We start from the raw sequence: 24706 nt of genomic DNA on the forward strand, positions 1-24706 counted from the left end.
TTGATATAATAGATTATACTCATAAATAAGTATTTTACAAGATAAAAAACACTATTTTAGACAGTGTGTATAATTTTGTTCAAAAGGAGTTCCGCTATGACAAAATCTCTAAAAAAAGAAAAAACGAAGCAAGCCTTGGAAGCAGCTATGGCCCATTTATTAGAAAAAGAAAGTTTTAACGACATTACAACAACTGAGTTAGCCAAAGCAGCCCATATCAGCCGCAGCGGTTTTTACACACATTATAAAGACAAATATGAAATGATTGATATTTACCAGCAGACGCTTTTCAGCAAATTGGAGTATATTTTCGATAAAAATTCAGCCAATCAGGAAGGGGCTATTTTGGAAGTTTTTGAATTTCTCAACCGGGAGCCTCTGTTTGCAGCCCTGCTGTCTGAAAACGGAACTAAGGAAATCCAGGAATTTCTGAAGAACAAATTTCGGCTGCTAATCACTCAGGATTTACAAGTTGGTCTTTCCATTACTATTCAAAATAATTTTCAAAACAAAAATTTGACGGATGTCGAAAGGGAATACGGAACTATCTACATCATCAACGCGCTCTTTGGCGTCTGCCAAATGTGGATTGCCCGCGGTAAGGTTGAAAGTCCTGAGCAAATGACAGATTTTATTATTAAAATGATGCACTAATTATTTTTAGAGCATTTCTAAAAATAAAAAACAGCAATTATAAAAGTCCTCTAGCCGAGAAACCAACGTTTTAAGACAAAAGCAAAAAGCCCACTTTCGTAGGCTTTCTGCAAGATTGTTCTTAAAATTAAAGCATTTTGTTGTAGTATTCAACGACAAGAGCTTCATTGATTTCCGGATTGATTTCATCACGTTCCGGAAGACGAGTCAGTGAACCTTCCAGTTTATCAGCATCAAATGATACGAAAGCTGGACGTCCAACAACAGCCTCAACTGCTTCCAAGATAGCTGGAACTTTAGCTGATTTTTCACGAACTGAAATAACTTGACCGACTTCAACACGGTAGCTAGGAATATCAACACGTTTGCCATCAACAAGGATATGACCGTGGTTTACGAATTGACGTGCTTGACGGCGAGTCGTTGCCAAACCTAAGCGGTAAACAACATTGTCAAGACGGCGTTCCAAAAGAAGCATGAAGTTGAAACCGACAGTTCCTTCTTTGATTTTAGTAGCTTGAACGAACAAGTTACGGAATTGTTTTTCACCCAAACCGTATGAGAAGCGCAATTTTTGCTTCTCAGCCAATTGCAAACCGTACTCAGAAAGTTTTGAGCGGTTGTTTGGACCGTGTTGACCCGGTACGTAGTTGCGGCGTGCCAATTCTTTACCTGTACCTGTAAGTGACAAGCCGAGACGGCGAGATTGTTTCCATGATGGACCTGTATAACGTGACATTAAAATGTCCTCCTATAAAATAAAAATTTTGTAGGAAATAACGTCTTGAGCAAACCTAATTCGTGCAGATGCCCTTCGCCCAAACAGCAAAGGTTACTGATAAAAGTTAGTGTACTATCTTGTGCTGAATACCAAGAGCCCTAGGCAAAAACAAGCGTTCAAACCTAGGCAGCAATGTATTCAGTGCAATCAGTCACTGGGACACCTGTTGACGAGCTTTATTTCGCTCTGCTGCTATTTCACACAAAGGATAGTATAACATAGAAAAAAGCCTTTGTAAAGCCTTTCCCCACAATATTTTATCTCTGGAAAAACGGGTAAATCAATGTAGAGACTTTTGATCCCTAACACTTAAATAAGCAGATGATAAGGCTTTCGTTTAAAGGTGGGTCTTGCTAATGTGTCAGCTTTAAAGAGCCTGGCTATTATTAGGAGGTTTACAGCCTTGTCAAGTTTTTGTAAACTATTTCGGTTGATCAAAGCTTCTCTTAAACTGTAATAAAAAAGATTAGACCTTCATTTGGTCTAATCAAAATAATGAATCAGCGTTTTTTCTGTCAAAATATCAGAATAAGTATAGGACTCAACGTAGGTATTGTCAATTTCACCCGGAATGCTTGCTTCGTCCTTATATTCAACAATAAAAAGTGAAGAATAGACTTCAATAAGGCGGCCAACCTTATTTTTTTCTCGTTTACGGCCGTTTTCAAGTGTCAATTCAACCAGCTGGCCTTCATGATTTTTAACGTCTTCTTTAATTTTTTTCATCTTTGCGACATCTGTAAATGCATCACTCATGTAAATTTATCTCTCCTATCTCTCTTCAAATGGGGCTATCGGTGAAAACTTATTGTACTGCTTTTGGAAGATTAGCTTGACAGTTCCTCTGGCACCTGCCCGGTTTTTTTCCAGTATAACTTCAATAGTATTATCTTCTAATTGATCCTGTCCTTCTTCCTTGTCACCTCTGTCATAATAATCATCACGATACAAAAAGGCAACAATATCGGCATCTTGTTCGATGGAACCGGACTCCCGAATATCGGAGAGAACCGGCCGTTTATCCTGACGCTGCTCAACCCCTCGAGACAGCTGACTGAGGGCAATAACCGGAACTTTAAGCTCCTTAGCAAGGATTTTTAGCTGGCGGGAAATATCAGAAACTTCCTGCTGACGATTCTCAGGACGGGTTCCTGTAATCAGCTGAAGGTAGTCAATAACAATTAAGCCCAGCCCATTTTCAAGCTCCTGGTCCAGTTTGCGGGCACGCGCCCGAATCTCTGTTACTTTAATTCCCGGAGTATCATCAATATAAATGGGAGCATCAGCAAGAGTTCCTTGGGCCAATGTAATATTTTGCCACTCCTGATCGTTTAGCTTCCCGGTCCGTAAATGATGGGCATCTACCATGCCCTCTGATGCAAGCATCCGGTCAACCAAGCTTTCTGCTCCCATTTCAAGTGAGAAGATGGCAACCGGCCGATTGCTTTTTGTTCCAACATTTTGAGCAATATTAAGAACAAAAGCTGTCTTACCGACTGCCGGTCTGGCAGCCAGAATAACTAACTGATCCGGATGCAGACCTGTTGTAATTTTATCAAGATCGGGAAAGCCGGTGGGTAAGCCGGTAATATCTGAGGCTTGGGTTGAGCGCGATTCAAGATTTTCATAATTGATAGCTAAAACATCAGAAATCTTGCGAAAACCGCTGCGATTGCTGCGCTCATTGACATCAACCAAAGCTTTCTCAGCCCCTGCAATAATGTCCTCAGCATCTGTCGCTCCCTCATAGGCCTGGTTGACAGTTTCTGTCAAGCGTTCAATAATTCGGCGCAGCATGGACTTTTCAGCCACAATTTTAGCGTAATATTCCGCATTGGCACTGGTCGGTACACTGTTAACCAATTCAACAAGGTAAGAGATGCCGCCGATATTTTGCAGATCTCCCTGACTGTCAAGGATTGCACGGACAGTGGTTGCATCAATAGCATCATTTCGGTCATTGAGGCTTATCATCGCCTTAAAAATGACCCGATGCGCATACTTATAAAAATCCTCAGGTTCAATATACTCTCGAACAGTAATGAGCTTATCAGGCGATATGAAAATAGAGCCTAAGACAGATTGTTCTGCTACCAAATCCTGAGGCTGAACTCGTAATTCCGGAGCTTCTGGCAAAACTTCTCACCCCCTAACCTTCTTTTGTCTGATCATAAACTCAGGCTTCCTTAATTTGAAGTTTGATGACGCCGTCAACATCTTTATGGAGCTTTACAGGCACTTCAATAAGCCCAATCGCACGGATAGAGTGATCCAGCTTAATGTGGCGCTTATCAAGTTTGATGCCAAACTGCTTGTTCAATTCTTCAGAGATTTTTTTAGCTGTGATCGAGCCAAAAGTCCGGCCGTCCGGGCCAACTTTTTCTGTAAACTGAACAAGGGTCGTTTCTTTGTCCAGCTCTGCCTTGATTTCCTTAGCTTCAGCCAGCAGCTCTGCCTGAGCTTTTTCTTCTGATTTTTGTTTGCCTTTCAGTTCATTAATAGCCTGCTTGGTCGCTTCTTTAGCCAAATTTTTTTTAAGTAAAAAATTCTGAGCATAGCCTGTAGGAACTTCCTTGATCTCGCCTTTTTTACCCTTTCCCTTAACATCCGCCAAAAAAATAACTTTCATCACTAAGACTCCTTATTTTCCTTAAATTCTTCTTTAATTTTCTCTAACAAAAGCTCACGGACTTCTTTAACATTACTATCTTGTATTTGACAAGCTGCTAAGTTAAAGTGACCGCCGCCGCCCATTTCTTCCATAATCCGCTGAACATTGATTTTATTGCGGCTGCGTGCCGACACCGAAACAAAGCCTTCAGGCGTTCTGGTAATGACAAATGTCGCCTCGATACCTGCCATGTTTAACATGGTATCAGCAGCTTTGCCGGCAATAACCTTAGAATAGCTGACATCTTCTGAACCGGTCGTTACAATGAGATTTGGCAGAATGCGTTCGCCGCGTAAAATTAATTCATTAACAGATCGGTATTCATCAAAATCAAGAGCCGATATATTTTGGATTTCAACATTATCGCTTCCCAGCGTTCGCAGATAACTGGCAACATCAAAAGTACGGCTGGTGACTCGCGTTGAAAAATTCTTAGTGTCAAGCATGATTCCTGCCATGACAATGCTGGCTTGAATTTTACTTAACCGGTATTTGCTGTCTTGGAACTGTAAAAGCTCCGTCACTAACTCGCTGGCACTGCTGGCCCCGCTCTCAATGAAAGTCAATGTAGCATTTTCTGGGAAATCATCATCTCTTCTGTGGTGATCAATGACAATAACTTCTGTAAACTTATCGTAAAGCTCTCTTGACAGTGTTAGCTGCAATTTAGAATGGTCAACCATGACAAGAAGAGAATTTTCCGTCACCTGTCCAAGAGCTTCCTTTACAGTCAGCAGCTGCGTATTGTCATCATACTGTAAACGTTCAACTGCTCTTTTGACATCCTGACCCATGCTGTTTTCATCATAAACCGCATAGGCATGCTCAATAATATTATTAGCAAAAACCTGCATGCCGACAGAAGCGCCCAAGGCATCCATATCTAGGTTTTTATGGCCTACCACAAAGACACTGTCAACAGTTTTTATCTTGTCTGAAATAGCTGTCATCATAGCGCGCGTTCGTGTTCTGGAACGTTTTACTGTTGAAACACTGCCTCCGCCAAAATAGAGCAGCCTCTTGTTTTCTTCATTTTCACGGACAACAGCTTGGTCACCGCCTCGAACCAGAGCAATATTAAGATTTTTCAGAGCAATCTGACCAATCTGACCATGATTGGTTCTGCCATAGGAAATTCCCATGCTCAAAGTCAGAGGAAGCTGACGTTCCTGAGCTTCCTTACGGAATTGCTCCAGCACATCAAATTTATCCTGAATCAGCTGATTTAAAGTGCCGTAATCTGTAAAGAAGTAAAACCGATCCATATTGACACGGCAGTAAAAAATGCCGTTATTGCGAGCGAATTCAGAAATAAAATTAGCAATAAAACCATTAATCTGGGATACATCTGCATCAGCTAAAGATTCGACGGTATCATCATAATTATCAATCGAAATAACACCGATAACAGGCTGCAAATCCAGACCTTGTTTTTGGCTGTCATTTTCTCTTGACAGATTAAAGAAATAAAAGATGCCGTTAGTTACATCTAAATAAACAGAATACTTATTATCCCCGACTTCCATCGTCTGGTCAGCGGAGCCTTCTTTTTTACTTTTGATGACGGAGGTGATAAATTCACTGTCAAATTCACCGTCTTCTTTGGTAAAAATCAATTCTGCAAAAGGATTGAACCACTCAATCTTGTCTGTTTCAGGATCGAACTGAACAACACCGACCGGCATCTGATCAAGCAGAGTAATCAGCTTTCCTTCTGTCTGACTGTTCAAAAGTTCGATCCGCTCTAACTCAGAAATTTCATAGACGCTTTTTTGATAATAAAGTAATATGACGATGGCTGCACATGTTAAAAAAATAATAAACATCAGCAGCGCAGAATCTGGAAAAACACGGGCACTGATAGCCAAAATTCCAAATAAAATCATGCCTATCATGATTAGGTGGCTGGTTGCAAAACGAAATCTTTTCATTATCTAAACCTCTTAAGCCCTAATTATACCATAAAAGCTTTATAAAATATAGGGGTTAAAGAAGGTTGCTTTCTTTGTTATTGCTAGTTTTTAGCTGAGTGTCTTCTTCCTTCAAGATAGACCATCAAAATTGAAATATCTGCCGGGTTGACTCCGGATATGCGGCTGGCCTGCCCGATTGTTTCTGGATTGATTTTTTTAAATTTTTGCCGTGCTTCTGTCGCGATGGAATCAATGGCATCCCAGTCAATGTTTTTAGGAATCCGTTTTTCTTCCATGCGTTTCATTTTGGCTACCTGATCAAGCGCTTTTTTGATATAACCTTCATATTTGATTTCTGTTTCTAAAAGCTCGATTATTTTAGCGTCTAAGTCTTCAGCTGCCGGACCGATAAACCTGACAGCATCGGCATAAGTGACTTCTGGGCGGCGCATAAATTCTTTCGCTGTCACAGCATCTGTTAAAGGTTTGAAGCCCAATTCTTCAACCATCTGATTAGTCTCCGGTACCGGTTTCAATTTCAAAGAATCCAACCGTTTGAGCTCATTGTCAAATTGGGCTTTTTTGATTTCAAACTGGCGGTAACGTTTTTCATCCACCAATCCAACTTGGTGGCCAATTTCGGTCAGACGCATATCAGCATTGTCATGGCGCAAGATCAAACGGTATTCCGCGCGTGACGTTAAAAGCCGGTAAGGCTCAAGGGTTCCTTTGGTCACCAAATCATCAATCATAACACCGATATAGGCATCGCTGCGCTTGAGGATAAGTTCTGGTTTTCCTTGAATTTTAAGAGCAGCGTTGATTCCTGCCACAATTCCCTGACCGGCAGCTTCTTCATAACCTGAGGTTCCGTTGGTCTGTCCGGCAGTAAAAAGTCCGGAAATTTTTTTCGTTTCTAAGGTTGCCCGCAGCTGATGCGGCAAAACAATATCATATTCAATCGCATAGCCCGTACGCATCATTTCAGCCTGTTCAAGGCCTTTAATGGAATGAACCAAATCTTTTTGGACATCCTCCGGCAAGCTGGTTGACAGCCCCTGAATATAGACCTCTTCCGTTTCCCGGCCTTCGGGCTCTAAAAAGAGCTGATGCCGATTCTTATCCGCAAACCGTACAATCTTATCCTCAATAGACGGACAATAGCGCGGACCCACACCTTGAACAATGCCGGAAAACATGGGCGCACGGTAAAGATTTTTATTGATAATGTCGTGACTGGTTTGGTTGGTATAGGTCAGCCAGCAGGGAATTTGATCCTGCAGGTAGTCTTCGTCTTTTGACATGAAAGAAAAATGATTCGGTTTTTTATCTCCGGGCTGAATTTCAGTTTCGTCATAATTAATAGAATTAGCCTTCACTCGCGGAGGTGTTCCCGTTTTAAAGCGGCCGATTTCAAGACCTAATGCTTTCAAATTGTCAGCAAGCCCAATAGACGCTAAGCTGTTATTAGGCCCGGAAGAATATTTAAGCTCTCCCAGAATAATTTCCCCGCGCAGGGCTGTCCCTGTCGTGACAATAACAGCTTTGGCAGAAAATTTTTGATTGGTGGCTGTCCGCACACCGACAACTTTGCCATCTTCCGCCAAAATTTCCTCAATCATAGACTGACGAAGGGTCAGATTTTCCTGCTGCTCAACAGTATGCTTCATATTGCGGGCATAAAGTGCCTTATCGGCCTGCGCCCTAAGAGCACGCACAGCAGGACCCTTGCCGGTATTGAGCATCTTCATCTGAATGTAGGATTTATCAATATTCTTCCCCATCTCACCGCCAAGAGCATCAATCTCGCGAACCACAATTCCTTTGGCAGAACCGCCAATAGACGGATTACAAGGCATAAAAGCCAGCATTTCAAGATTGATGGTTGCAAGCAAAGTCTTGCAGCCCATGCGGGCCGTTGCTAAGCTAGCCTCAACACCGGCATGGCCGGCACCGATGACAATAATATCATAGTTTTCAGTAAATTCGTGTATCATTTGTATCTCCCAAACACAAAAATAGCCAAAACCCTCGAAAATTGTACGTCAAAAGACCTACAATTCTCATGAGCTTTGACCATCATGATTATTGTTAAAATTATTTTAACACTTTAGAACAATTTGTCAATATTCGTTTAAACCAAATATTAAAAGATCTTTGACAGGACTGTAAAGCTAAATATACTGACAAACCTTCTCTTCTTGATAAGCATTGTCAATGATACCGCCGCCAAGACATTCTTCACCGTTGTAGAAAACAACAGCTTGCCCCGGTGTAATAGCACGCTGAGGTTCAGCAAAGACAACCTCTGCTTTGTCACCTGATACCTTTACAGTTACTTTACTGTCTGGTTGACGATAGCGAAACTTTGCCGTGCATTCAAGCTCGAATTCTTCAGGCATTTCTCGTGTAAAGTGAATTGACGAAGCGTCAAGTGATGTTGACATGAGGTGTTCATGATAGAAGCCTTGTCCAACATACAAAATATTTTTAGATAAGTCTTTACCGACAACAAACCAAGGTTCATTATCGCCGCCGCGCTGACCGCCAATACCCAGGCCGCCGCGCTGACCAATAGTATAGTACATCAGACCTGCATGTTCACCCATGCCTTTCCCGTCAAGAGTCATCATCCTACCCTTTTGGGCAGGCAGGTATTGACTAAGAAATTCTTTAAAATTCTTTTCACCAATAAAACAAATACCGGTAGAATCTTTTTTCTTAGCAGTTGCCAAGCCAGCTTCTTCTGCAATTCTGCGAACCTCTGGTTTTTCAAGATGTCCCAGCGGAAACATCACTTTTTGAAGCTGTTCCTGTGACAGCTGACTCAAAAAATAGGTTTGATCCTTATTATTGTCAGCGCCGCGAAGCATGTGAACAAGGCCATTTTCATCGCGTTTTACTTGAGCATAGTGCCCGGTTGCTACATAATCGGCACCAAGTGTCAGAGCATAATCCAGAAAAGCTTTAAACTTGATTTCCTTATTGCACATGACATCCGGATTTGGCGTACGTCCTGCACGGTATTCTGCTAAGAAATACTCAAAGACACGATCCCAATACTCTTTTTCAAAGTTGACAGAGTAATAGGGAATACCAATCTGATCAGCAACTGCGGCTACATCTTTATAATCTTCAGTGGCTGTACAAACACCGAATTCGTCTGTGTCGTCCCAGTTTTTCATGAAAACGCCGATAACATCGTAACCTTGCTGCTTTAAAAGCAGAGCTGTCACTGATGAATCAACGCCGCCGCTCATACCGACAACGACACGTGTTTTTGAATTATCAGTCATAGATAATCCTCCCATCAAATTTTGAGATATATTAGCTAAAACATCCGTTAGAAAATAAAACATGGTAAAAAACCTCATTTACCAGCTAATATTTTTTCCATGATCAGCTAATATTCAATTTTTCTAACATAGACTTGAAGGGTCTAGTTTTCAAAAGTCGATTTGAAGGTCGATTTTGAAGCGCCTGAGCGCAAAACATATTATATCACAAAACAGACTCTAATAACCAGTATATAAATTTAAGAAACCACTCACACGCGCCTGAGGACTATCAGTCAGTTTATTCTGGATCAAAAGATATTGTCAGCCTTGTCAAGGCTGACAGCTGCATCTTCTATAAATAAAGGCTAGATAGCCTTTCATAGGTGTAAATATCTTGTCAACTACCCCTGACACTTACCCTTTAAGCTCATCAAAGACACTCAAAAAGCCATTAGTAAAAACCTAATGACTTTATGTTTAATTACAATTTCTAAAATCTACATACCCCAAGCTGATAAGCCTTGAGCATTGTAGGCATTGATGGCGGAATTGACCTGATCCTGAACAGTTGCTGTTGAACCCCAGCCAGGCATGGTTTGGAAAAGCCCTGAAGCGCCTGAACCATTAGCTGCATTTACTTGACCGTTTGATTCACGGGCAATGATGTATTCCCAAGTTGATTGCGGAACACCGGTTGCTGCTGCCATTTGTGCCGCCGCTTCTGAACCCGTTGCCCCGGCAGTATTGCCATTAGCAAGATTGCTGTTAGAAACAGCGCTGGCAGCTTGGGCCTGCTGCGGAGCATAGGCTGTATTATTATAAGCTGCATTGGTTGTATTTTGAACAGTTGCAGCATCAGGTGCTGCCGTTTCTGTCACAGTCTCTGCAGAAGAGACTTCCTCAGCAACAGGCTGCTGACTGTCTTCAGGCGCAGTCACGGTCTGAGCTTGAGTTTGATTACTATCTTGAGGCTGTACCACTGCAGCTTGAGCGAGAACAGATTCTGATTTCTTAATATGTGCTTCTGTATTTACAGATTCTCCTGTAAAAAGGGTCGCAAATCCTACAAAAAAAGGTAAAACTAAAAATTGGCTTTTAACAACTTTTTTGAATTTCGATTTTTTGACTCTACTGTACATAAAAAATTCGTTTCCTTTCATTATCTCGCTCTCTATCATATAAGTTAATTGTTACTTTAGCTTTATTTTTATATTAAAAATATTACAATTACATTTAAAGTAAATAAAAAATACCCAAAACTATTGAAATTTTGAGCATTTTAGACATCTATTCAAAATTAATACCAGCCATTAGCATTCCAGAAGGCCTGAGCTGCTGTCCACGAACCATAGCGGCTGGTTACATAAGCATTTGCCACACGTTCTTGATTTTCAGCTGATAAATCACCGTTTAAGTAGGAGCTGCTCAGCTGATAGCGGCCATAATATTGCCCGTTTTGAGCACTGTAGTTGCCTCCTGATTCTTTTTGAGCAATAAATTCTTTAGCAGCGGCATCTGATGCGCTTAAACTATTGCTGGTTGATGCTGCTGTTGTCTCTTTTGTCTGCGCTTCAGCAGGTGCAGCGGTTGTTGCTTCAGTAGTTTGAGGTACTTCCGGAGCTGCTGTGGTTGCTTCGCTGACCTGTGTTGCTGCCGGCGCTGCCGATGTTGTAGCTTCACTTGCCGATGTTTCTGCAGCCGGAGACTGTACTGTCGTTTCAGCCGTTTGGCTTGTTTCAGAAACGGCCGGTGCCTGTGTTTCCGCTGAAGCAGCGGGTGCTGTTTCTTCTGCTGCCTGAGGTGTTGCTGTTTCGTCTAACTCTAAAACCTGATCAGTGTAAATAAGGTGAACATCTTTGATCTTATTTATTTTAGCAAGCTTTTTGACTGTTGTTTTATGAGTTGAAGCTATCTCTGACAGAGTATCTCCTGATTTTACCGTGTAGCTTTCTGCATGTGCTGCAATAGGCAAAATCAAGCTGGCAGCTGTTGCAATTCCTGCAACACTGGTCTTTATTGTTTTACTTTTATTTTCTAAAATATTTTTTAATGACATATCTTACTCCTTTTAGCATTATATATCTCATCATACAGTAGATATATTACTTACTTTTTAGGGTAAGATTAAATATATTACAATTAGGTTTTAATTAGAAAAAGAAAGCGCCTTCCTTTGCTTTGTTAGCAATTATTTAAACCTTGTCAAATAATTACATCTCCGCATCAGCCAAACGTTTTTCTCATTTTTTTAATAAAAATAATATCAAACCAAGACAGCAAATGGCAATAATAGCCATGCTGTCTTTATAAGTCCATTTTAACAACCGATATTTACTGCGGCCTGATCCGCCTTGATAACCACGCGCTTCCATAGCTGTTGCTAAAGCATCAGCTCTTTTAAAGCTGGAGGCAAAGAGGGGAATTAAGATAGGAATGATAGACTTTACTTTTTGAATCAGGTTCCCTTCTCCAAAATCAACACCACGCGCTTTTTGAGCATTCATGATACGCGTCGTGTCATCCATCAGCGTCGGTACAAAGCGCAGGCTTAATGACAGCATCAAACCAATCTCATGCACAGGAACCTTTAAAGGTTCTAAAGGTTTTAAAAGAGATTCTACCGCATCTGCCAAACTAAGAGGTGTTGTTGTCAGGGTCAGAAGTGTTGAAAATATAATAATCAGCACAAAGCGCATAAAAATCAATGCTGCCTGCCCAAGACCATAATCGGTTATTTTGATAATCCACAACTGAACCAGGACTTGCCCTGTCTGGGTAAAAAGAACCTGAAACAGAGTTGTAAAAAGGATCAAGCCTATCATCGGCCTTAACCCTTTTAGAAAAAAGCTGATTTTAATGCGGGACAGCAAAACCAAAGCCATTGTAAAAGTAAACATCAAAAGGTTTGTAGCAGCATTATTGGCCCAAAAAACAACAATAATGAAAATAAACATTGACAGCAGTTTGCTTCTTGGATCCAGGCGGTGAATGAACGAATCACCCGGAATATAGCGGCCAAGTATAAGATTATTCATTCTTAATAGCCTCCACAAATTCTTCTAGGGTGATGGGTAAGGAATCAAAAGCCATGCCCTTTTCTCTTAAATTGGCAGCGAACTGAGTAATTTTAGGAACTCCCAACTGTTTGCTTTCTAAAAAGTCAATTTCCTGAAAAACGGATTTAGGGCTGCCTGACAGAACAATCCTTCCCTTTTCCAAAACATAAACCCAGTCTGCGTGGTTAGACACATCATCCATTAAATGAGTGACTAATACAATGGTCATCCCTTGCCGGTGAAGCTCTTCAAACAGATTCATCAATTCACGCCGGCCTTTGGGATCCAGACCTGCAGTAGGCTCATCTAAAACCAAAATGCTGGGCTCCATCGCCAAAATACCTGCAATAGCTACCCTGCGCATCTGTCCGCCTGATAATTCAAACGGATTCTTTTCAAATAAATCCTCAGCAATACCAACCAGAGCTAATTTTTCACGTGCTATTTTTTCAGCATTTTCCTGAGAAATACCAAAATTTTGCGGCCCAAAAGCAACGTCTTTTAAAACTGTTTCATCAAAAAGCTGACTTTCCGGAAATTGAAAGACCAAGCCGACTTTTTTACGGACATTTTTGATATCTTTATTTTTAGAATCGGGCTTGATAACCACATCATCAACGTAAACCGTTCCCTCAGTCGGTGTGTTGAGCCCGTTCAGAAGCTGCATGATAGTAGACTTTCCACTACCGGTATGACCAATAAAAGCTGTGAAACTGCCATCTTTAATTTCCAAATCAACATCGAAAAGGGCACGCCCTTCAAAAGGGGTTCCCGCCTGATAAGTATAACTTACTTTTTGGAGAATAATGCCCATAACTTATCTTCCAATTCCTTTTCTAGCAAATAACCTTCATCAACTGTAAAACCTATTTGCTCAAGAGCTTTGATAATCGTTGAAGTGAAAGGAATATCCAACCCTAAGCTCAGCAGCTCATCTCCCCGAGAAAATAATTCCCGCGGGGTCGATGTGGATTCTATCTGACCTTCCTTCATCACCAAGACCCGGTCACTCAGAGCAACCTCGTCTAAGTCATGAGTGATGGATATAACTGTCATCCCATAGTCATCACGAATTTTTTGGATAATTTTAATCAATTCCAGCCGGCCTTCCGGATCCAGCATACTGGTTGCTTCATCCAAAATAATAATACTCGGCCGCATAGCTACTGCTCCTGCAATGGCCACTCTTTGCTTTTGTCCTCCTGATAGTCTGGCAGGCTCTCTTGTCTTAAAATCAAGCATGCCGACAAGACTTAACGCTTCTCTGACACGTTCTTGCATTTCTTTCAGAGGAACACCTTGATTTTCCAGTCCGAAAGCAACATCATCTTCTACAGTGGCACCAACAAACTGATTGTCCGGATTTTGAAAAACCATGCCAATCTTGTGGCGAATCTCCCAAATGTTGCTGTCAGACAGTTCTTCACCTTCTATGAAAATTTGTCCGGATTCAGCTTCTAAAAGTCCGTCAATCAGGCGAACAGCCGTTGATTTCCCGCTGCCGTTATGGCCGATAATGGCTAACCATTCTCCATGTTTCACGTGAAACGAAATATTATCTAATGTCGGTTTTTTTTGATGATCATCATAACGAAACGTAACGTTTTTTAATTCAATCGTTTTATCTGCCATTGTCTATTTAAAGGTATCCTTGAAAAGGAAGCCGGCTCCCTTGAAATAATCGTAACCTGAGTAAAGAGTGAAAAACAAAGCAAGGTACAGCAAGATAGTTCCCAACAGTTCAAAGTGGCAAAGCAAAAAGATAATTGAAAACATCTGAGTTGCTGTTTTAATTTTTCCGGGCATGGCAGCAGCTAAAACTTCCCCGCCTGTTTCAACCAAAAGCAAACGCAAACCAGTCACTGCTAATTCTCGGCAAATGATAACAGCTGAAACCCAGGCAGGTGCTAAATCAAGCCCAACAAGCATGATAAAAGCACTCATAACCAGCATCTTATCCGCCAGAGGGTCAGCAAATTTACCAAAATTAGTCACCACTTTCCACTTGCGGGCCAAATAACCGTCCAGATAATCCGTTAAGCTTGCTGCAGCAAAGATAATCGCTGCAACAATATGCCAAGCTGTACTGCTGGTGACAGAAGTTAAAAGCAGGAAAACCGGTATCAGTAAAATACGAATAAGCGTTAATAAATTGGGGATATTTTCTTTTTTAGTCATTAAAAACTCCTTTATTGGACTGTCACATTAATGTTTGTCAAACCGGCATTAATGAGATTAGACGTGTCCAGTTTTTGACCGTTTATGGTTATGTCAACGCCGCTGAGCACCGCAACTGTCAGCATAGAAGTTGTTGAACCTTCTGCTAAAGTTACTGTATAAGTCTTCTGGGCTGCTGTCAGTGTTGTTCCGGACTCTCCAGCATCGGTATTGCTTGCTGAAACCCAGCTTTCCTCTTCTCCTGTCAAGGTAAAGGTAATTTCTACCTTGCCATTTGTATTGCTCAACGTTACATTATTGCCGCCTTCTGCGAAATCTGTTGTAATGTTTGTCTGACTTTGTGCAGTCGTTGTGGTTGAATCACTGGTCGTGTCTTTCTTTTGTTTAGAAGATGTGCTCAGCTCAGTTTTGTCAGAATCATTGTGCAGCTGGTTATAAGCAATATAGCCGACGTAGCTGACAATAGCCAAAGCCAGCAGCACAAGCAAAATCAAGGCCCAGGGGAAACGTCTGCTCGGCTCTTCTTCGTAATCATATTTACTGAGGCGAGACGGAATTTTCTCAACTGCAGGAGCAGTTTTCTCAAGCTCTTCCTCAGTGTCATCCAATTGCAGTGTTTCCTCTGTCAGACTGATATTTTGAGTAACATCTAAGTCAATGGACAGATCTTGAGGAGTTTCAGATGGTTTTTCGTCGCTTTGATCTTCAGACGCAGCTGCAGATGCTGTATCTGCTGAAGCTGAAGAAGCAGCAGGCTCATCTATTGAAGAAGGAAGAATCAAGTCATCACTTAACTCTTGATTGCGATAGCCGTGAATGATAGACACCGGATCTAAACCGACAACTTCGGCATACTTTTCTAAATACTCATTGGTCTTTCCTTCCGGCAGTAATTTGAGCTGATCCAGCTCCATAGCCAGTATGTAATGAGGCGCAATCCCTGTTTTATCGACCACATCATCAAAGCTTAATTTTTTTTCAATGCGTGCATCACGTAAAATATCACCTATTTTATCCATTTTATTTTACCTCAGTCCTTTCCGTCTCTACTAATCCTGTTTATTATAACAAATTTTAGAGTGTTTTTCTGCCTATTTTGGAAATAGTGTAAAATCTGTCACTTGCATTTCTCTCATAATCTTCTGTCCAAATTCCACAACATCTCTTATTTCCAAGCTTTGCAAAACGCTCGGAAAATCAAAGTAGGTTTCCTTTTTCCACAAATTATCAATAAATTGATTAGCAAGTGTATCCATGGTATCTAAACTGCTGATAAAATCACCATATAACTCATTTTTCAGAGTTTGTAAATGGCTTTCCGATAAATTCTCATCTGTTTCAAATTTTTTGACCGCCTGCCGAAGCTGATTGGACATGGCAATAGGTTCTTTAGTGTCAAGCATGATGACAACAAATTGATAGGAGGCCGATACTTCAATTTTCATATCAAAAGAATCATCAATTTTTCCTTCTTCATACCATTTTTGATAACGCTGAGAAGTCCAGCCGAACAAAAGTGAGAAAAAGAGTTTTAAAAGCAGTTTTTCCCTTAATAAAGATTTGGTCATCTTTCCAATAAAATCAAATCGAAATCCTACAGCTAATTTAGGAAGTGTGACATCTTTTTGCAGCGAACTGGCTGATGTAACAGGCAAAAGTTTTAAATCTGAACGTTCAATTTGAGGTGCCTTTACCTGAGGCAGTTCTTTTTGAACAGTGACAATGTCCTTGTAAACTTGCTTGACATCAAAGGATCCCACAACTAAAAGAATGAGATTGGAAGGATGATAAAAATAGTGAAAATTTTCTTCTAAATCACGCTTATTTAAATGGCGAATGCTCGTTTGACTGCCGACAATATCTTCTGCCAGAGGAGTCTTAGGATAAAGCTTGGTTAAAATTCCTTGATACAAAAAGTCATCAGCGTCATCTTGATACATGTCAATTTCCTGCGCAATAATGGCTTTTTCATTTTCAATTGACGCATCTGTAAAGATAGCTTTACTGGTAAAATCCTGCAGCAGGGCTAAATTTTCTTTAATGCTGTCAACTGCTGAAAAGTAATAGACAGTCTTTTCAAAATCTGTATAAGCATTGCTGTCTGCACCTAATTTCGTAAATTCATAAGAAGCATCTTTATTGTTTTCCATTTCAAAGAGCTGATGCTCTAAAAAATGAGCAATTCCCGCTGGATACTTTTTGGTTTTTCCATCTACTGTAAACTCTGTGTCAATCGAACCAAATTGGCTGCTGATCATAGCAAAAGTTTCTTTGAAATCTTTTTTAGGCAGCAAAAAAACAGTGATTCCATTGTCCAGCTGATTAAAATAAAATTCTTCACCAATATCCGGAAATTGACGTCTTTTTAATCTCGTTGCAGCCATTCATTCTCCTTCCAAAAAATAGATAGACTGTAATTTGATAAGGTTGGCAACCCTGACAACATCTTCTTTACTGATCTTGTCAACCTTGTCAATCCAGTCTTCTATATCTATGCAGCTCTCCTTTAAAAATTGACAATTGTAGTTATGCTCGATCATACTTTTGGGATGATCTTCTGATAACTGGATGTTGTTAATCAGCATTTTCTTGGTCTGATTCAATAAATGACCGGAAAAACGCCCTAACTTCAAATCATTAAATTGTTTATTGATTAACTGAAAAGTCTGGGGTCTTTTTTTACTGTCAATTCCAGTGTAAAGCTGCAGTAAACCTTTAAAACTGTCAAAATGGCTGCCGATATTATAGGCCAGACCTTGTTTTTCTCTGATTTCAGTAAACAATTTTGAATGCGGAAAAGCTCCTAAAATACCATTAAAGACAAGCAAGGCATAGTAATTGCTGTCACCATAGGTTATTGGCAGATGGTAGCCCAATTGCAAAATAGATTGCTGATTTTCTCTTTGTTCAACCTTTTCCTGGACAACTTTTGAATAATTCTGCTGATAAAAAAAGACTAATTCTTTTTGCCGATCTCTTAACGGAAACTCTTCAATTAACTGTAAAACGTGATAGTCGTCGAAACTGCCTAAGACAAAAATATCAATGCGGTCTTCTTTCAGCATTTTTTGAAATTCTTGATAGGTGGTATATGAATTTTCAGCATCCACTAAATCAGCTCTTGCATCCTTTGAATACTGCATGATTTCTTCCTTGAAAAAAAGTTTCTGCAATTCCAGATGACTGTAGTAAAAAGCGTCTTCTTTATCAGCTTCTAAATACCTCATTAAATTTGCCTTTTCAAGGTCAAAAGTCTTACTCTGATAATGTTCCACGGAGGCTAAAGGATTGAATAAAGCCTCTCTTAAAAAAGCGACTATTTCTCCCAAAATAGAACTGCCTTCCGGTACAAAAGGATCAGATACAAAGGAGATGTCAATATCAACGATATGAACCCGTCCTTTGGCTGAGACCTGTGTTGAAAAACGAGCACCGTAAAGATCGGCTAATTTTTCTCTGAATGCCTGCGGCGTCGGATAGGCATTATTCGCTGTGGCTAACATTTGAGCAACGAGAACACGCCGGGCTAATGTTTTGCTGTTTAATTCTCCGGAAAAACGAAAAGTAATATGATTAGTCTTAAATTTGGTCGTTTTAATCAAGTGTAAATGTACATCTTGGGCTAATTTCATGGGACTTCCTTCAATATGTTATTCCGTTCAATTATATCATTTTATGCTATAATTATCCTTAGAGAAAGTTGAGGAATTTATGGAATACAAACTTTTTGGAGACTATATTACACTGCAGGCACTTTTAAAAAATTTAGGCATTATTTCAAGCGGAGGTGCTGTCAAGTCTTATCTAGCCAACACAGAAGTTCTGTTTAACGGTCAAACTGAGACACGTCGCGGAAAAAAGATTCGCTTAGGCGATCAAATTACTATTCCAGCATCAGATATCACCATTACTATTGTTGAGCCTTCTTCAAAGGAGAAGGAAGAGCATCTGAGCCAGCTGGCAGAAAAAGAAAGAGTAGCAGCTCTTGTCAAGGAATTAAACCAAAAGAACAAGAAAACCAATCAGCATAAAGGACCAAAAACAGCCTCTAAAACTAAAAAAGCTGTTAAATTCCCCGGCACTTAACTATGTGGATAGAAAAAATCAAACTAACCAATTATCGTAATTATCAGGAGCTTGAAACTGAATTTTCCCCAAAACTTAATGTTTTTGTCGGTCAGAACGCTCAAGGAAAAACTAATTTTTTAGAAGCCATCTATTTCCTGTCTTTAACACGCAGCCACCGAACACGCTCAGATAAAGAACTGATCCGGTTTGGTGAAAAAGAGCTGCGTATCCTCGGAATACTAAACCGAATCAATGGTAAAATTCCCTTAGAAATAACCTTATCCGACAAGGGAAGAACAACTAAAATCAATCACTTGAAGCAATCCAAACTGTCAGATTATATCGGCATGATGACAGTTGTTCTTTTTGCGCCGGAGGATTTACAGCTGGTAAAAGGCTCTCCCAGCCTTAGGAGAAAGTTCATTGATATTGATTTAGGGCAAATTAAACCTGTTTATCTGGCTGATTTATCAAATTATAATCACGTCTTAAAACAGCGAAATTCCTATCTCAAAACAGCTGATAAAGTTGATTCCGATTTTTTAGGCGTTTTAGATGAGCAGCTGGCAGATTACGGAACCAGAGTTATCAAGCATCGCTTTGATTTCATTCATGATTTGGCCAAAGAAGCAGATAAACACCATTTTACTATTTCAAACCAGCAGGAACATTTAAACATTTCTTATCTGTCTTCCGTTAAATTTGATGATAAAAAAGACATTGAGAAAAATTTCCTGTCCCAGCTGCAAAAGAATCGTCAGCGAGACATTTTTAAGAAGAATACTGGTTTGGGACCTCATCGTGATGATTTGTCGTTTTTTATTAATGACATGAATGCCGGTTTTGGCAGTCAGGGACAGCATCGCAGTTTGATTTTGTCTTTAAAGTTAGCTGAAATCGAACTCATCAAATCGGTCACCGGAGATTACCCCATCCTTTTACTGGACGACGTTATGAGTGAACTTGACAATCACAGACAAACCAAACTTTTAGAAGGTATTAAGGAAAATGTCCAAACCTTTATCACCACAACCAGCCTTGACCACCTTCAGCAGCTTCCTGAGGATTTAAAACTCTTTACTATCAATCAGGGAAAACTTTCTGGAGATTAACAGCTGTGTCAAAAAACTGTCAATTTTGCTTTACAATTTTGTAAATCAAACGTCAACAATTGCTATATCTAAGGCATTTGTGATTAAAGCTGCTGTCAAGAAAATTTTTACTGATCTATTTCCCTCATATTGAAAATTTAATAACAAAAAAAGAAACTGCTTAACTAGCGCAGTTTCTTTTTAGTTTTATTGTACAGAATAGTTAGGTGCTTCATTTGTAATCTGAACATCATGCGGGTGGCTTTCGATTAATCCTGCCCCTGACATCTCCATAAATTGAGCATTTTCACGAAGTTCCTGCAAGTTAGCAGCCCCTACATAACCCATACCAGATCGGATACCGCCCAGCATTTGGAAGACAATATCTGCCGCAGCCCCCTTATAAGCTACGCGCCCTTCAATACCTTCCGGAACAAGTTTATTAGCTTCATTGACAGAGCCTTGGAAGTAGCGGTCGCTCGACCCTTTCTTCATAGCTGCAATTGAACCCATGCCACGGTAGGTTTTAAACTTACGGCCTTGGTAAATTTCTGTTTCACCTGGCGCTTCATCAGTACCTGCAAACATAGACCCGAGCATAACAGCATTGCCGCCCGCAGCAAGAGCTTTGACAATATCACCGGAATACTTAATACCACCGTCTGCAATAATGGTCTTGCCGTACTCACGCGCAACGCTGGCAGCATCATAAATGGCTGTAATCTGAGGAACCCCGACACCGGCAACCACACGGGTTGTACAGATAGATCCTGGGCCGATCCCTACTTTGACAACATCAACACCGGCATCATAAAGAGCTTTTGCACCAGCAGCAGTGGCGATGTTGCCGGCAATTAAAGTCTTATCAGGAAAAGTAGCACGAATTTCAGCGATTTTCCGAAGAACACCGGCAGAGTGGCCGTGGGCTGTATCAATAACAATGGCGTCTGCTCCGGCTTCAAAAAGGGCTTCTGCACGCTCAAACGTATCAGAAGTAACACCGACAGCACCGGCGACTAAAAGACGGCCAAACTCATCTTTAGCAGCATTCGGAAATTCTATGACTTTTTCAATATCCTTGATTGTAATAAGGCCTGACAGACGTCCAGTCTCATCAACCAACGGTAATTTTTCAATGCGATGTTCATGTAAGATACGCTCAGCTGTTTCAAGATCTGTTCCTACAGGAGCTGTCACCAATTTTTTACTAGTCATATGCTCTGAAATCGGTGTATCATAATCAGAGATGAAACGCATGTCACGATTGGTAATGATACCGACCAATTTACGATTTTCAAGCGTTTCTACGATGGGAACTCCGCTGATGCGATAGCGCTGCATCAGTTCTTCAGCCTCAGAAACCTTGTGCTTAGGCGTTAAGAAGAAAGGATCAATAATAACCCCGTTTTCTGAGCGTTTTACCTTTCGAATTTCCTCAGCCTGCTCTTTAATGGACATATTCTTATGAATAACACCAAGACCGCCTGCCCGTGCAATAGCAATAGCCATTTTACTGTCAGTAACAGTATCCATGGCTGCAGTGATAATTGGAATATTTAATGTCAAATTTTTAGCCAATCTGGTCTGCATATTAACTTCATTTGGAAGAACATGGCTTTCAGCCGGGATAAGTAATACATCATCAAAGGTATAGCCTTTTTTCAAAAATTTAGTGTCCCAATTTGACATTATTTAATCCTCTTTTCTATACATTTTTGCCGGTCGGCTAGTTTAATTGTTACTATAATAACACGCCAAAATCATTTGTCAATAAATTCAGGAAAATTTGCCCAAGAAAAAAAGCAGAGGAAACGATTGATTTTTACAGCGTCTTCTCTGCTTTTTTATACGAAATTTTTTAAAAATAATTGATTCCCATGGCTTTTTTGACATCATCTAAAGTACTTGAAGCTGTCTGACGAGCCTTTTCGCTGCCTTTTTTCAGCATATCAAAAACATAGCCCATGTCCTTGGCATATTCCAAACGCCGTTCACGAATTGGTTTTAGTTCCCGCTCTAAAATATCAAGCAGGTAACGCTTGGTCTTCACATCGCCAAGACCGCCTTTTTGATACTGCTCTTTCATAGCTGCAATGTCAGCTGCATCTTCTGGCTTACCAAAAACATCAAGGTAATGGAAAACCATATTGCCTTCAATAGAACCGGGATCTTCCACACGGATATGATTTGGATCCGTATACATGCTCATCACTTTTTTGCGAACAGTGTCCGCATCATCAGACAGATAAATGCCGTTGCCCAGAGATTTGGACATTTTAGCATTGCCATCAAGCCCCGGCAGGCGGCCGGCGGCCTCATTTTCCGGATAAATGCCTTCTGGCTCGACTAAAACATCACACTTATAAGTATGGTTAAAACTGCGGACAATTTCACGTGTCTGTTCAATCATTGGTTTTTGGTCATTCCCAACAGGTACATAATTAGCTTTAAAAGCTGTGATATCAGCAGCCTGTGAAATAGGGTAAACCAAAAAACCTGTCGGAATAGACTCGCCAAAACCTTTTTGGGCAATTTCTGTCTTAACGGTTGGATTGCGCTCCAAACGAGCCAGAGACACTAAATTCATATAATACATGGTCAGCTCAGCTAATTCAGGAATTTGACTCTGGATGAAAATCGTCACTTTGTCCGGATCGAGACCTACTGCCAAATAATCAAGGGCAACATTGCCGACAGACTCCTTGATGATTTCAGATTCTTTAGCATGATCGGTCAGGGCTTGCTGGTCTGCCAAAAAAACAAACATGCGGTATTTGTCCTCATTTTGCAAAAGAACACGGTTTTTGAGGCTGCCGACATAATGCCCCAGATGCAGTTTTCCTGTCGGACGGTCACCTGTCAAAATAATAGGTTTTGTCATTTCTATTCTCCCTAAATTACAATTAGTTCAATTATAACATAATTATCAAGAGCAGGAAGCCAAAAGCAGCAGCTAAAAATTTACAGCTGAGGGATTTAATTGAAAAATAAGGGCTTTTCCTGTAGAATGTAGTAGTAATAAAAGATGAGGTGGAAAATTGTTAACTGTATCAGATATATCGCTGCGTTTCAGCGATCGTAAACTTTTTGATGATGTCAATATTAAATTTACAGCGGGAAATACCTATGGCTTGATTGGTGCTAACGGCGCCGGAAAATCAACATTTTTGAAAATCTTAGCCGGTGATATTGAACCGACAACCGGACATGTAGCGCTCGGTCCTAACGAGCGTCTGTCTGTTCTTCGTCAAAATCACTTTGACTATGAAGAAGAACGTGCTATTGATGTTGTTATCATGGGCAACCAAGAGCTCTATGATATCATGAAAGAAAAAGATGCTATTTACATGAAAGCAGATTTTTCCGACGAAGACGGGGTCCGTGCTGCTGAGTTAGAAGGACAGTTTGCTGAACTGGGAGGCTGGGAAGCTGAAAGCGAGGCGGCTCAGCTGCTGCAAAATCTTAATATTGCTGAGGATCTTCATTACCAAAATATGAGTGAGCTGGCTAACGGCGATAAGGTCAAGGTTTTGCTTGCCAAAGCTCTTTTTGGTAAACCGGACGTTCTCTTGCTGGATGAGCCCACTAACGGTCTTGATATCCAGTCCATTAATTGGCTGGAGGATTTTCTTATTGATTTTGAAAATACGGTCATCGTTGTTTCTCACGACCGGCATTTTCTTAATAAAGTCTGCACTCACATGGCTGACCTTGATTTCGGTAAGATTAAACTCTATGTCGGCAATTATGATTTCTGGAAAGAATCCAGCGAACTGGCAGCAAAACTGCAGGCTGACCGCAATGCCAAAGCAGAAGAGAAGATTAAGGAACTGCAGGAATTTGTCGCTCGTTTTTCTGCCAATGCTTCTAAATCCAAGCAGGCTACCTCTCGCAAAAAAATGCTGGATAAAATCGAATTGGAAGAAATTGTCCCTTCCAGCCGAAAATATCCGTTTATTAAATTTCAAGCAGAGAGAGAAATCGGCAATGACCTTCTGACTGTCGAAAACCTTTCAGTTAAAATTGATGGTGAGACTATTCTTGACAATATCAGTTTTATTTTAAATCCGGGAGATAAGGCTGCCATCATCGGTCAAAATGACATTCAGACAACAGCTTTGATGCGTGCGCTGATGGGAGACATTGACTATGAAGGTACAATCAAATGGGGTGTCACAACAAGCCGCTCCTATCTTCCAAAGGATAACAGCAGTGATTTTGCAAATGGTGAATCTATCCTAGAATGGCTACGTCAATTTGCCAGCAAAGAAGAAGACGATAACACATTTCTTCGCGGTTTCTTGGGCCGTATGCTCTTTTCCGGCGATGAAGTTAACAAGTCTGTCAATGTCCTTTCAGGAGGTGAAAAAGTGCGCGTGATGCTGTCCAAGCTAATGCTGCTTAAATCCAATGTACTTGTTCTCGATGATCCTACCAACCATTTGGACTTAGAGTCCATCTCAAGCTTGAATGACGGTCTTAAAGATTTCAAAGAATCTATTATCTTCGCCAGTCACGACCATGAATTTATCCAAACCTTGGCTAATCATATCGTTGTCATCTCTAAAAACGGTGTTATTGACCGTATTGATGAAACTTATGATGAATTCCTTGAAAATGAAGAAGTGCAGGCAAAAGTTGCCAAGCTCTGGCAATAGTCTGGGACAAAAGTCTCAAACTCTTTCAATTTATGAAGTATCACATATTTAACGCAGTGGTTGGGAGTAAGACTTGTTGGCTTAGCCGACTTAGTCTTACCCCTGTACAGTTCATTAGATGCTTTAGCACCAATGAACCACTGCTAATTGGAAGTCCTTATCCCTTGCTACGCAAGTGATAGAGGATATTTGAAGCTAACTTAGTTAGCTTTATTATCACTCTCAAAAGGTCTCCCAGACCTTTTGAGCTAATAAACTGTGCGGAGGTGGGATAGAAATTATCCAGTGGATGATTTCTACCTGAGCCTTAAAATAGGAGAGCGAGGAAAATCGAAATCGCCATTTCATGACGATTTAC

General features: G+C 40.6%; 22 protein-coding genes. 4 read left to right on the forward strand and 18 right to left on the reverse strand.

The window, feature by feature from the left end:
* Positions 1–96: 96 nt before the first annotated feature.
* Positions 97–654, forward strand: coding sequence for a TetR/AcrR family transcriptional regulator (locus tag G573_RS0100775; RefSeq protein ID WP_027974943.1), 558 nt, complete (start codon positions 97–99; stop codon positions 652–654).
* 127 nt (positions 655–781) lie between these two features.
* Here the strand turns inward: G573_RS0100775 and rpsD are convergent, their stop codons facing one another.
* From rpsD to yfmF, 16 genes are all read right to left on the reverse strand, one after another.
* Complete coding sequence (rpsD, locus tag G573_RS0100780; protein ID WP_027974944.1) at positions 782–1393, reverse strand: 30S ribosomal protein S4; 612 nt, start codon at positions 1391–1393, stop codon at positions 782–784.
* Positions 1394–1918: 525 nt separating this feature from the next.
* Positions 1919–2191 carry a Veg family protein gene (locus tag G573_RS0100785; protein WP_027974945.1) on the reverse strand — a complete coding sequence of 91 codons (273 nt, stop codon included), beginning with the start codon at positions 2189–2191 and terminating at the stop codon, positions 1919–1921.
* Between the two features lie 15 nt (positions 2192–2206).
* Positions 2207–3571 (reverse strand): replicative DNA helicase, encoded by a 1365-nt coding sequence (gene dnaB / locus G573_RS0100790; protein ID WP_027974946.1) that lies wholly within the window; start codon positions 3569–3571, stop codon positions 2207–2209.
* Positions 3572–3611: 40 nt separating this feature from the next.
* Positions 3612–4064, reverse strand: coding sequence for a 50S ribosomal protein L9 (rplI, locus tag G573_RS0100795; RefSeq protein WP_027974947.1), 453 nt, complete (start codon positions 4062–4064; stop codon positions 3612–3614).
* A gap of 2 nt (positions 4065–4066) precedes the next feature.
* Complete coding sequence (locus G573_RS0100800; RefSeq protein WP_027974948.1) at positions 4067–6037, reverse strand: DHH family phosphoesterase; 1971 nt, start codon at positions 6035–6037, stop codon at positions 4067–4069.
* A gap of 83 nt (positions 6038–6120) precedes the next feature.
* The gene (gene mnmG, locus G573_RS0100805) at positions 6121–8016 is read right to left on the reverse strand and encodes a tRNA uridine-5-carboxymethylaminomethyl(34) synthesis enzyme MnmG (protein ID WP_027974949.1); all 1896 of its coding nucleotides are present in this window, start codon (positions 8014–8016) and stop codon (positions 6121–6123) included.
* A gap of 177 nt (positions 8017–8193) precedes the next feature.
* Positions 8194–9315, reverse strand: a complete 1122-nt coding sequence (mnmA, locus tag G573_RS0100810) for a tRNA 2-thiouridine(34) synthase MnmA (protein WP_027974950.1) — start codon at positions 9313–9315, stop codon at positions 8194–8196.
* Positions 9316–9794: 479 nt separating this feature from the next.
* A complete protein-coding gene (locus G573_RS0100815) occupies positions 9795–10436 on the reverse strand; it encodes a transglycosylase SLT domain-containing protein (protein WP_027974951.1) in 642 nt (213 codons plus the stop codon).
* 158 nt (positions 10437–10594) lie between these two features.
* Positions 10595–11353 (reverse strand): aggregation-promoting factor, encoded by a 759-nt coding sequence (gene apf / locus G573_RS0100820; RefSeq protein WP_027974952.1) that lies wholly within the window; start codon positions 11351–11353, stop codon positions 10595–10597.
* A gap of 184 nt (positions 11354–11537) precedes the next feature.
* Positions 11538–12332: an energy-coupling factor transporter transmembrane component T family protein gene (locus G573_RS0100825; RefSeq protein WP_027974953.1), complete on the reverse strand. Its 795-nt coding sequence runs from the start codon at positions 12330–12332 to the stop codon at positions 11538–11540.
* A complete protein-coding gene (locus G573_RS0100830) occupies positions 12325–13167 on the reverse strand; it encodes an energy-coupling factor transporter ATPase (RefSeq protein ID WP_027974954.1) in 843 nt (280 codons plus the stop codon). The genes G573_RS0100825 and G573_RS0100830 overlap by 8 nt, the downstream gene beginning before the upstream one ends.
* Positions 13143–13985 (reverse strand): energy-coupling factor ABC transporter ATP-binding protein, encoded by an 843-nt coding sequence (locus tag G573_RS0100835; protein ID WP_027974955.1) that lies wholly within the window; start codon positions 13983–13985, stop codon positions 13143–13145. Before G573_RS0100835 ends, G573_RS0100830 begins: the two co-directional genes overlap by 25 nt.
* 3 nt (positions 13986–13988) lie before the next feature.
* A complete protein-coding gene (pgsA, locus tag G573_RS0100840; protein ID WP_027974956.1) occupies positions 13989–14531 on the reverse strand; it encodes a CDP-diacylglycerol--glycerol-3-phosphate 3-phosphatidyltransferase in 543 nt (180 codons plus the stop codon).
* An 11-nt stretch (positions 14532–14542) separates the two neighbouring features.
* Positions 14543–15550, reverse strand: coding sequence for a helix-turn-helix domain-containing protein (locus G573_RS0100845; RefSeq protein ID WP_027974957.1), 1008 nt, complete (start codon positions 15548–15550; stop codon positions 14543–14545).
* Positions 15551–15622: 72 nt separating this feature from the next.
* On the reverse strand, positions 15623–16915 hold the full coding sequence (yfmH, locus tag G573_RS0100850; RefSeq protein ID WP_027974958.1) for an EF-P 5-aminopentanol modification-associated protein YfmH: 1293 nt from the start codon (positions 16913–16915) through the stop codon (positions 15623–15625).
* Entirely contained in the window at positions 16916–18163 is a 1248-nt protein-coding gene (yfmF, locus tag G573_RS0100855; protein ID WP_027974959.1) for an EF-P 5-aminopentanol modification-associated protein YfmF, read from the reverse strand.
* Positions 18164–18242: 79 nt separating this feature from the next.
* Here yfmF and yaaA point away from each other — a divergent pair, with 79 nt between their 5' ends.
* Both yaaA and recF read left to right on the forward strand, forming a co-directional pair.
* A complete protein-coding gene (gene yaaA, locus G573_RS0100860) occupies positions 18243–18617 on the forward strand; it encodes a S4 domain-containing protein YaaA (protein ID WP_027974960.1) in 375 nt (124 codons plus the stop codon).
* Positions 18618–18619: 2 nt separating this feature from the next.
* Positions 18620–19711, forward strand: a complete 1092-nt coding sequence (gene recF, locus G573_RS0100865; protein WP_027974961.1) for a DNA replication/repair protein RecF — start codon at positions 18620–18622, stop codon at positions 19709–19711.
* A 186-nt stretch (positions 19712–19897) separates the two neighbouring features.
* Here the strand turns inward: recF and guaB are convergent, their stop codons facing one another.
* Both guaB and trpS read right to left on the reverse strand, forming a co-directional pair.
* Positions 19898–21379 (reverse strand): IMP dehydrogenase, encoded by a 1482-nt coding sequence (gene guaB, locus G573_RS0100870; protein ID WP_027974962.1) that lies wholly within the window; start codon positions 21377–21379, stop codon positions 19898–19900.
* A 169-nt stretch (positions 21380–21548) separates the two neighbouring features.
* Positions 21549–22571, reverse strand: coding sequence for a tryptophan--tRNA ligase (gene trpS, locus G573_RS0100875; RefSeq protein ID WP_027974963.1), 1023 nt, complete (start codon positions 22569–22571; stop codon positions 21549–21551).
* Between the two features lie 157 nt (positions 22572–22728).
* Here trpS and G573_RS0100880 point away from each other — a divergent pair, with 157 nt between their 5' ends.
* A complete protein-coding gene (locus tag G573_RS0100880; RefSeq protein ID WP_027974964.1) occupies positions 22729–24348 on the forward strand; it encodes an ATP-binding cassette domain-containing protein in 1620 nt (539 codons plus the stop codon).
* The last annotated feature ends 358 nt before the right edge of the window (positions 24349–24706 follow it).

Source organism: Streptococcus devriesei DSM 19639 (genome assembly GCF_000423725.1).
GTDB lineage: Bacteria > Bacillota > Bacilli > Lactobacillales > Streptococcaceae > Streptococcus > Streptococcus devriesei.

Excerpts from the sequence above, each read along its gene's own strand:
- G573_RS0100775 (WP_027974943.1), top strand. The coding sequence starts at position 97 with ATGACAAAATCTCTAAAAAAAGAAAAAACGAAGCAAGCCTTGGAAGCA.
- G573_RS0100785 (WP_027974945.1), bottom strand. The coding sequence starts at position 2,191 with ATGAGTGATGCATTTACAGATGTCGCAAAGATGAAAAAAATTAAAGAA.
- pgsA (WP_027974956.1), bottom strand. The coding sequence starts at position 14,531 with ATGACTAAAAAAGAAAATATCCCCAATTTATTAACGCTTATTCGTATT.
- G573_RS0100825 (WP_027974953.1), bottom strand. The coding sequence starts at position 12,332 with ATGAATAATCTTATACTTGGCCGCTATATTCCGGGTGATTCGTTCATT.
- G573_RS0100800 (WP_027974948.1), bottom strand. The coding sequence starts at position 6,037 with ATGAAAAGATTTCGTTTTGCAACCAGCCACCTAATCATGATAGGCATG.
- guaB (WP_027974962.1), bottom strand. The coding sequence starts at position 21,379 with ATGTCAAATTGGGACACTAAATTTTTGAAAAAAGGCTATACCTTTGAT.
- G573_RS0100845 (WP_027974957.1), bottom strand. The coding sequence starts at position 15,550 with ATGGATAAAATAGGTGATATTTTACGTGATGCACGCATTGAAAAAAAA.
- mnmA (WP_027974950.1), bottom strand. The coding sequence starts at position 9,315 with ATGACTGATAATTCAAAAACACGTGTCGTTGTCGGTATGAGCGGCGGC.
- rpsD (WP_027974944.1), bottom strand. The coding sequence starts at position 1,393 with ATGTCACGTTATACAGGTCCATCATGGAAACAATCTCGCCGTCTCGGC.
- mnmG (WP_027974949.1), bottom strand. The coding sequence starts at position 8,016 with ATGATACACGAATTTACTGAAAACTATGATATTATTGTCATCGGTGCC.
- yaaA (WP_027974960.1), top strand. The coding sequence starts at position 18,243 with ATGGAATACAAACTTTTTGGAGACTATATTACACTGCAGGCACTTTTA.
- trpS (WP_027974963.1), bottom strand. The coding sequence starts at position 22,571 with ATGACAAAACCTATTATTTTGACAGGTGACCGTCCGACAGGAAAACTG.
- G573_RS0100815 (WP_027974951.1), bottom strand. The coding sequence starts at position 10,436 with ATGTACAGTAGAGTCAAAAAATCGAAATTCAAAAAAGTTGTTAAAAGC.
- apf (WP_027974952.1), bottom strand. The coding sequence starts at position 11,353 with ATGTCATTAAAAAATATTTTAGAAAATAAAAGTAAAACAATAAAGACC.
- G573_RS0100835 (WP_027974955.1), bottom strand. The coding sequence starts at position 13,985 with ATGGCAGATAAAACGATTGAATTAAAAAACGTTACGTTTCGTTATGAT.
- yfmF (WP_027974959.1), bottom strand. The coding sequence starts at position 18,163 with ATGAAATTAGCCCAAGATGTACATTTACACTTGATTAAAACGACCAAA.
- rplI (WP_027974947.1), bottom strand. The coding sequence starts at position 4,064 with ATGAAAGTTATTTTTTTGGCGGATGTTAAGGGAAAGGGTAAAAAAGGC.
- recF (WP_027974961.1), top strand. The coding sequence starts at position 18,620 with ATGTGGATAGAAAAAATCAAACTAACCAATTATCGTAATTATCAGGAG.
- yfmH (WP_027974958.1), bottom strand. The coding sequence starts at position 16,915 with ATGGCTGCAACGAGATTAAAAAGACGTCAATTTCCGGATATTGGTGAA.
- G573_RS0100830 (WP_027974954.1), bottom strand. The coding sequence starts at position 13,167 with ATGGGCATTATTCTCCAAAAAGTAAGTTATACTTATCAGGCGGGAACC.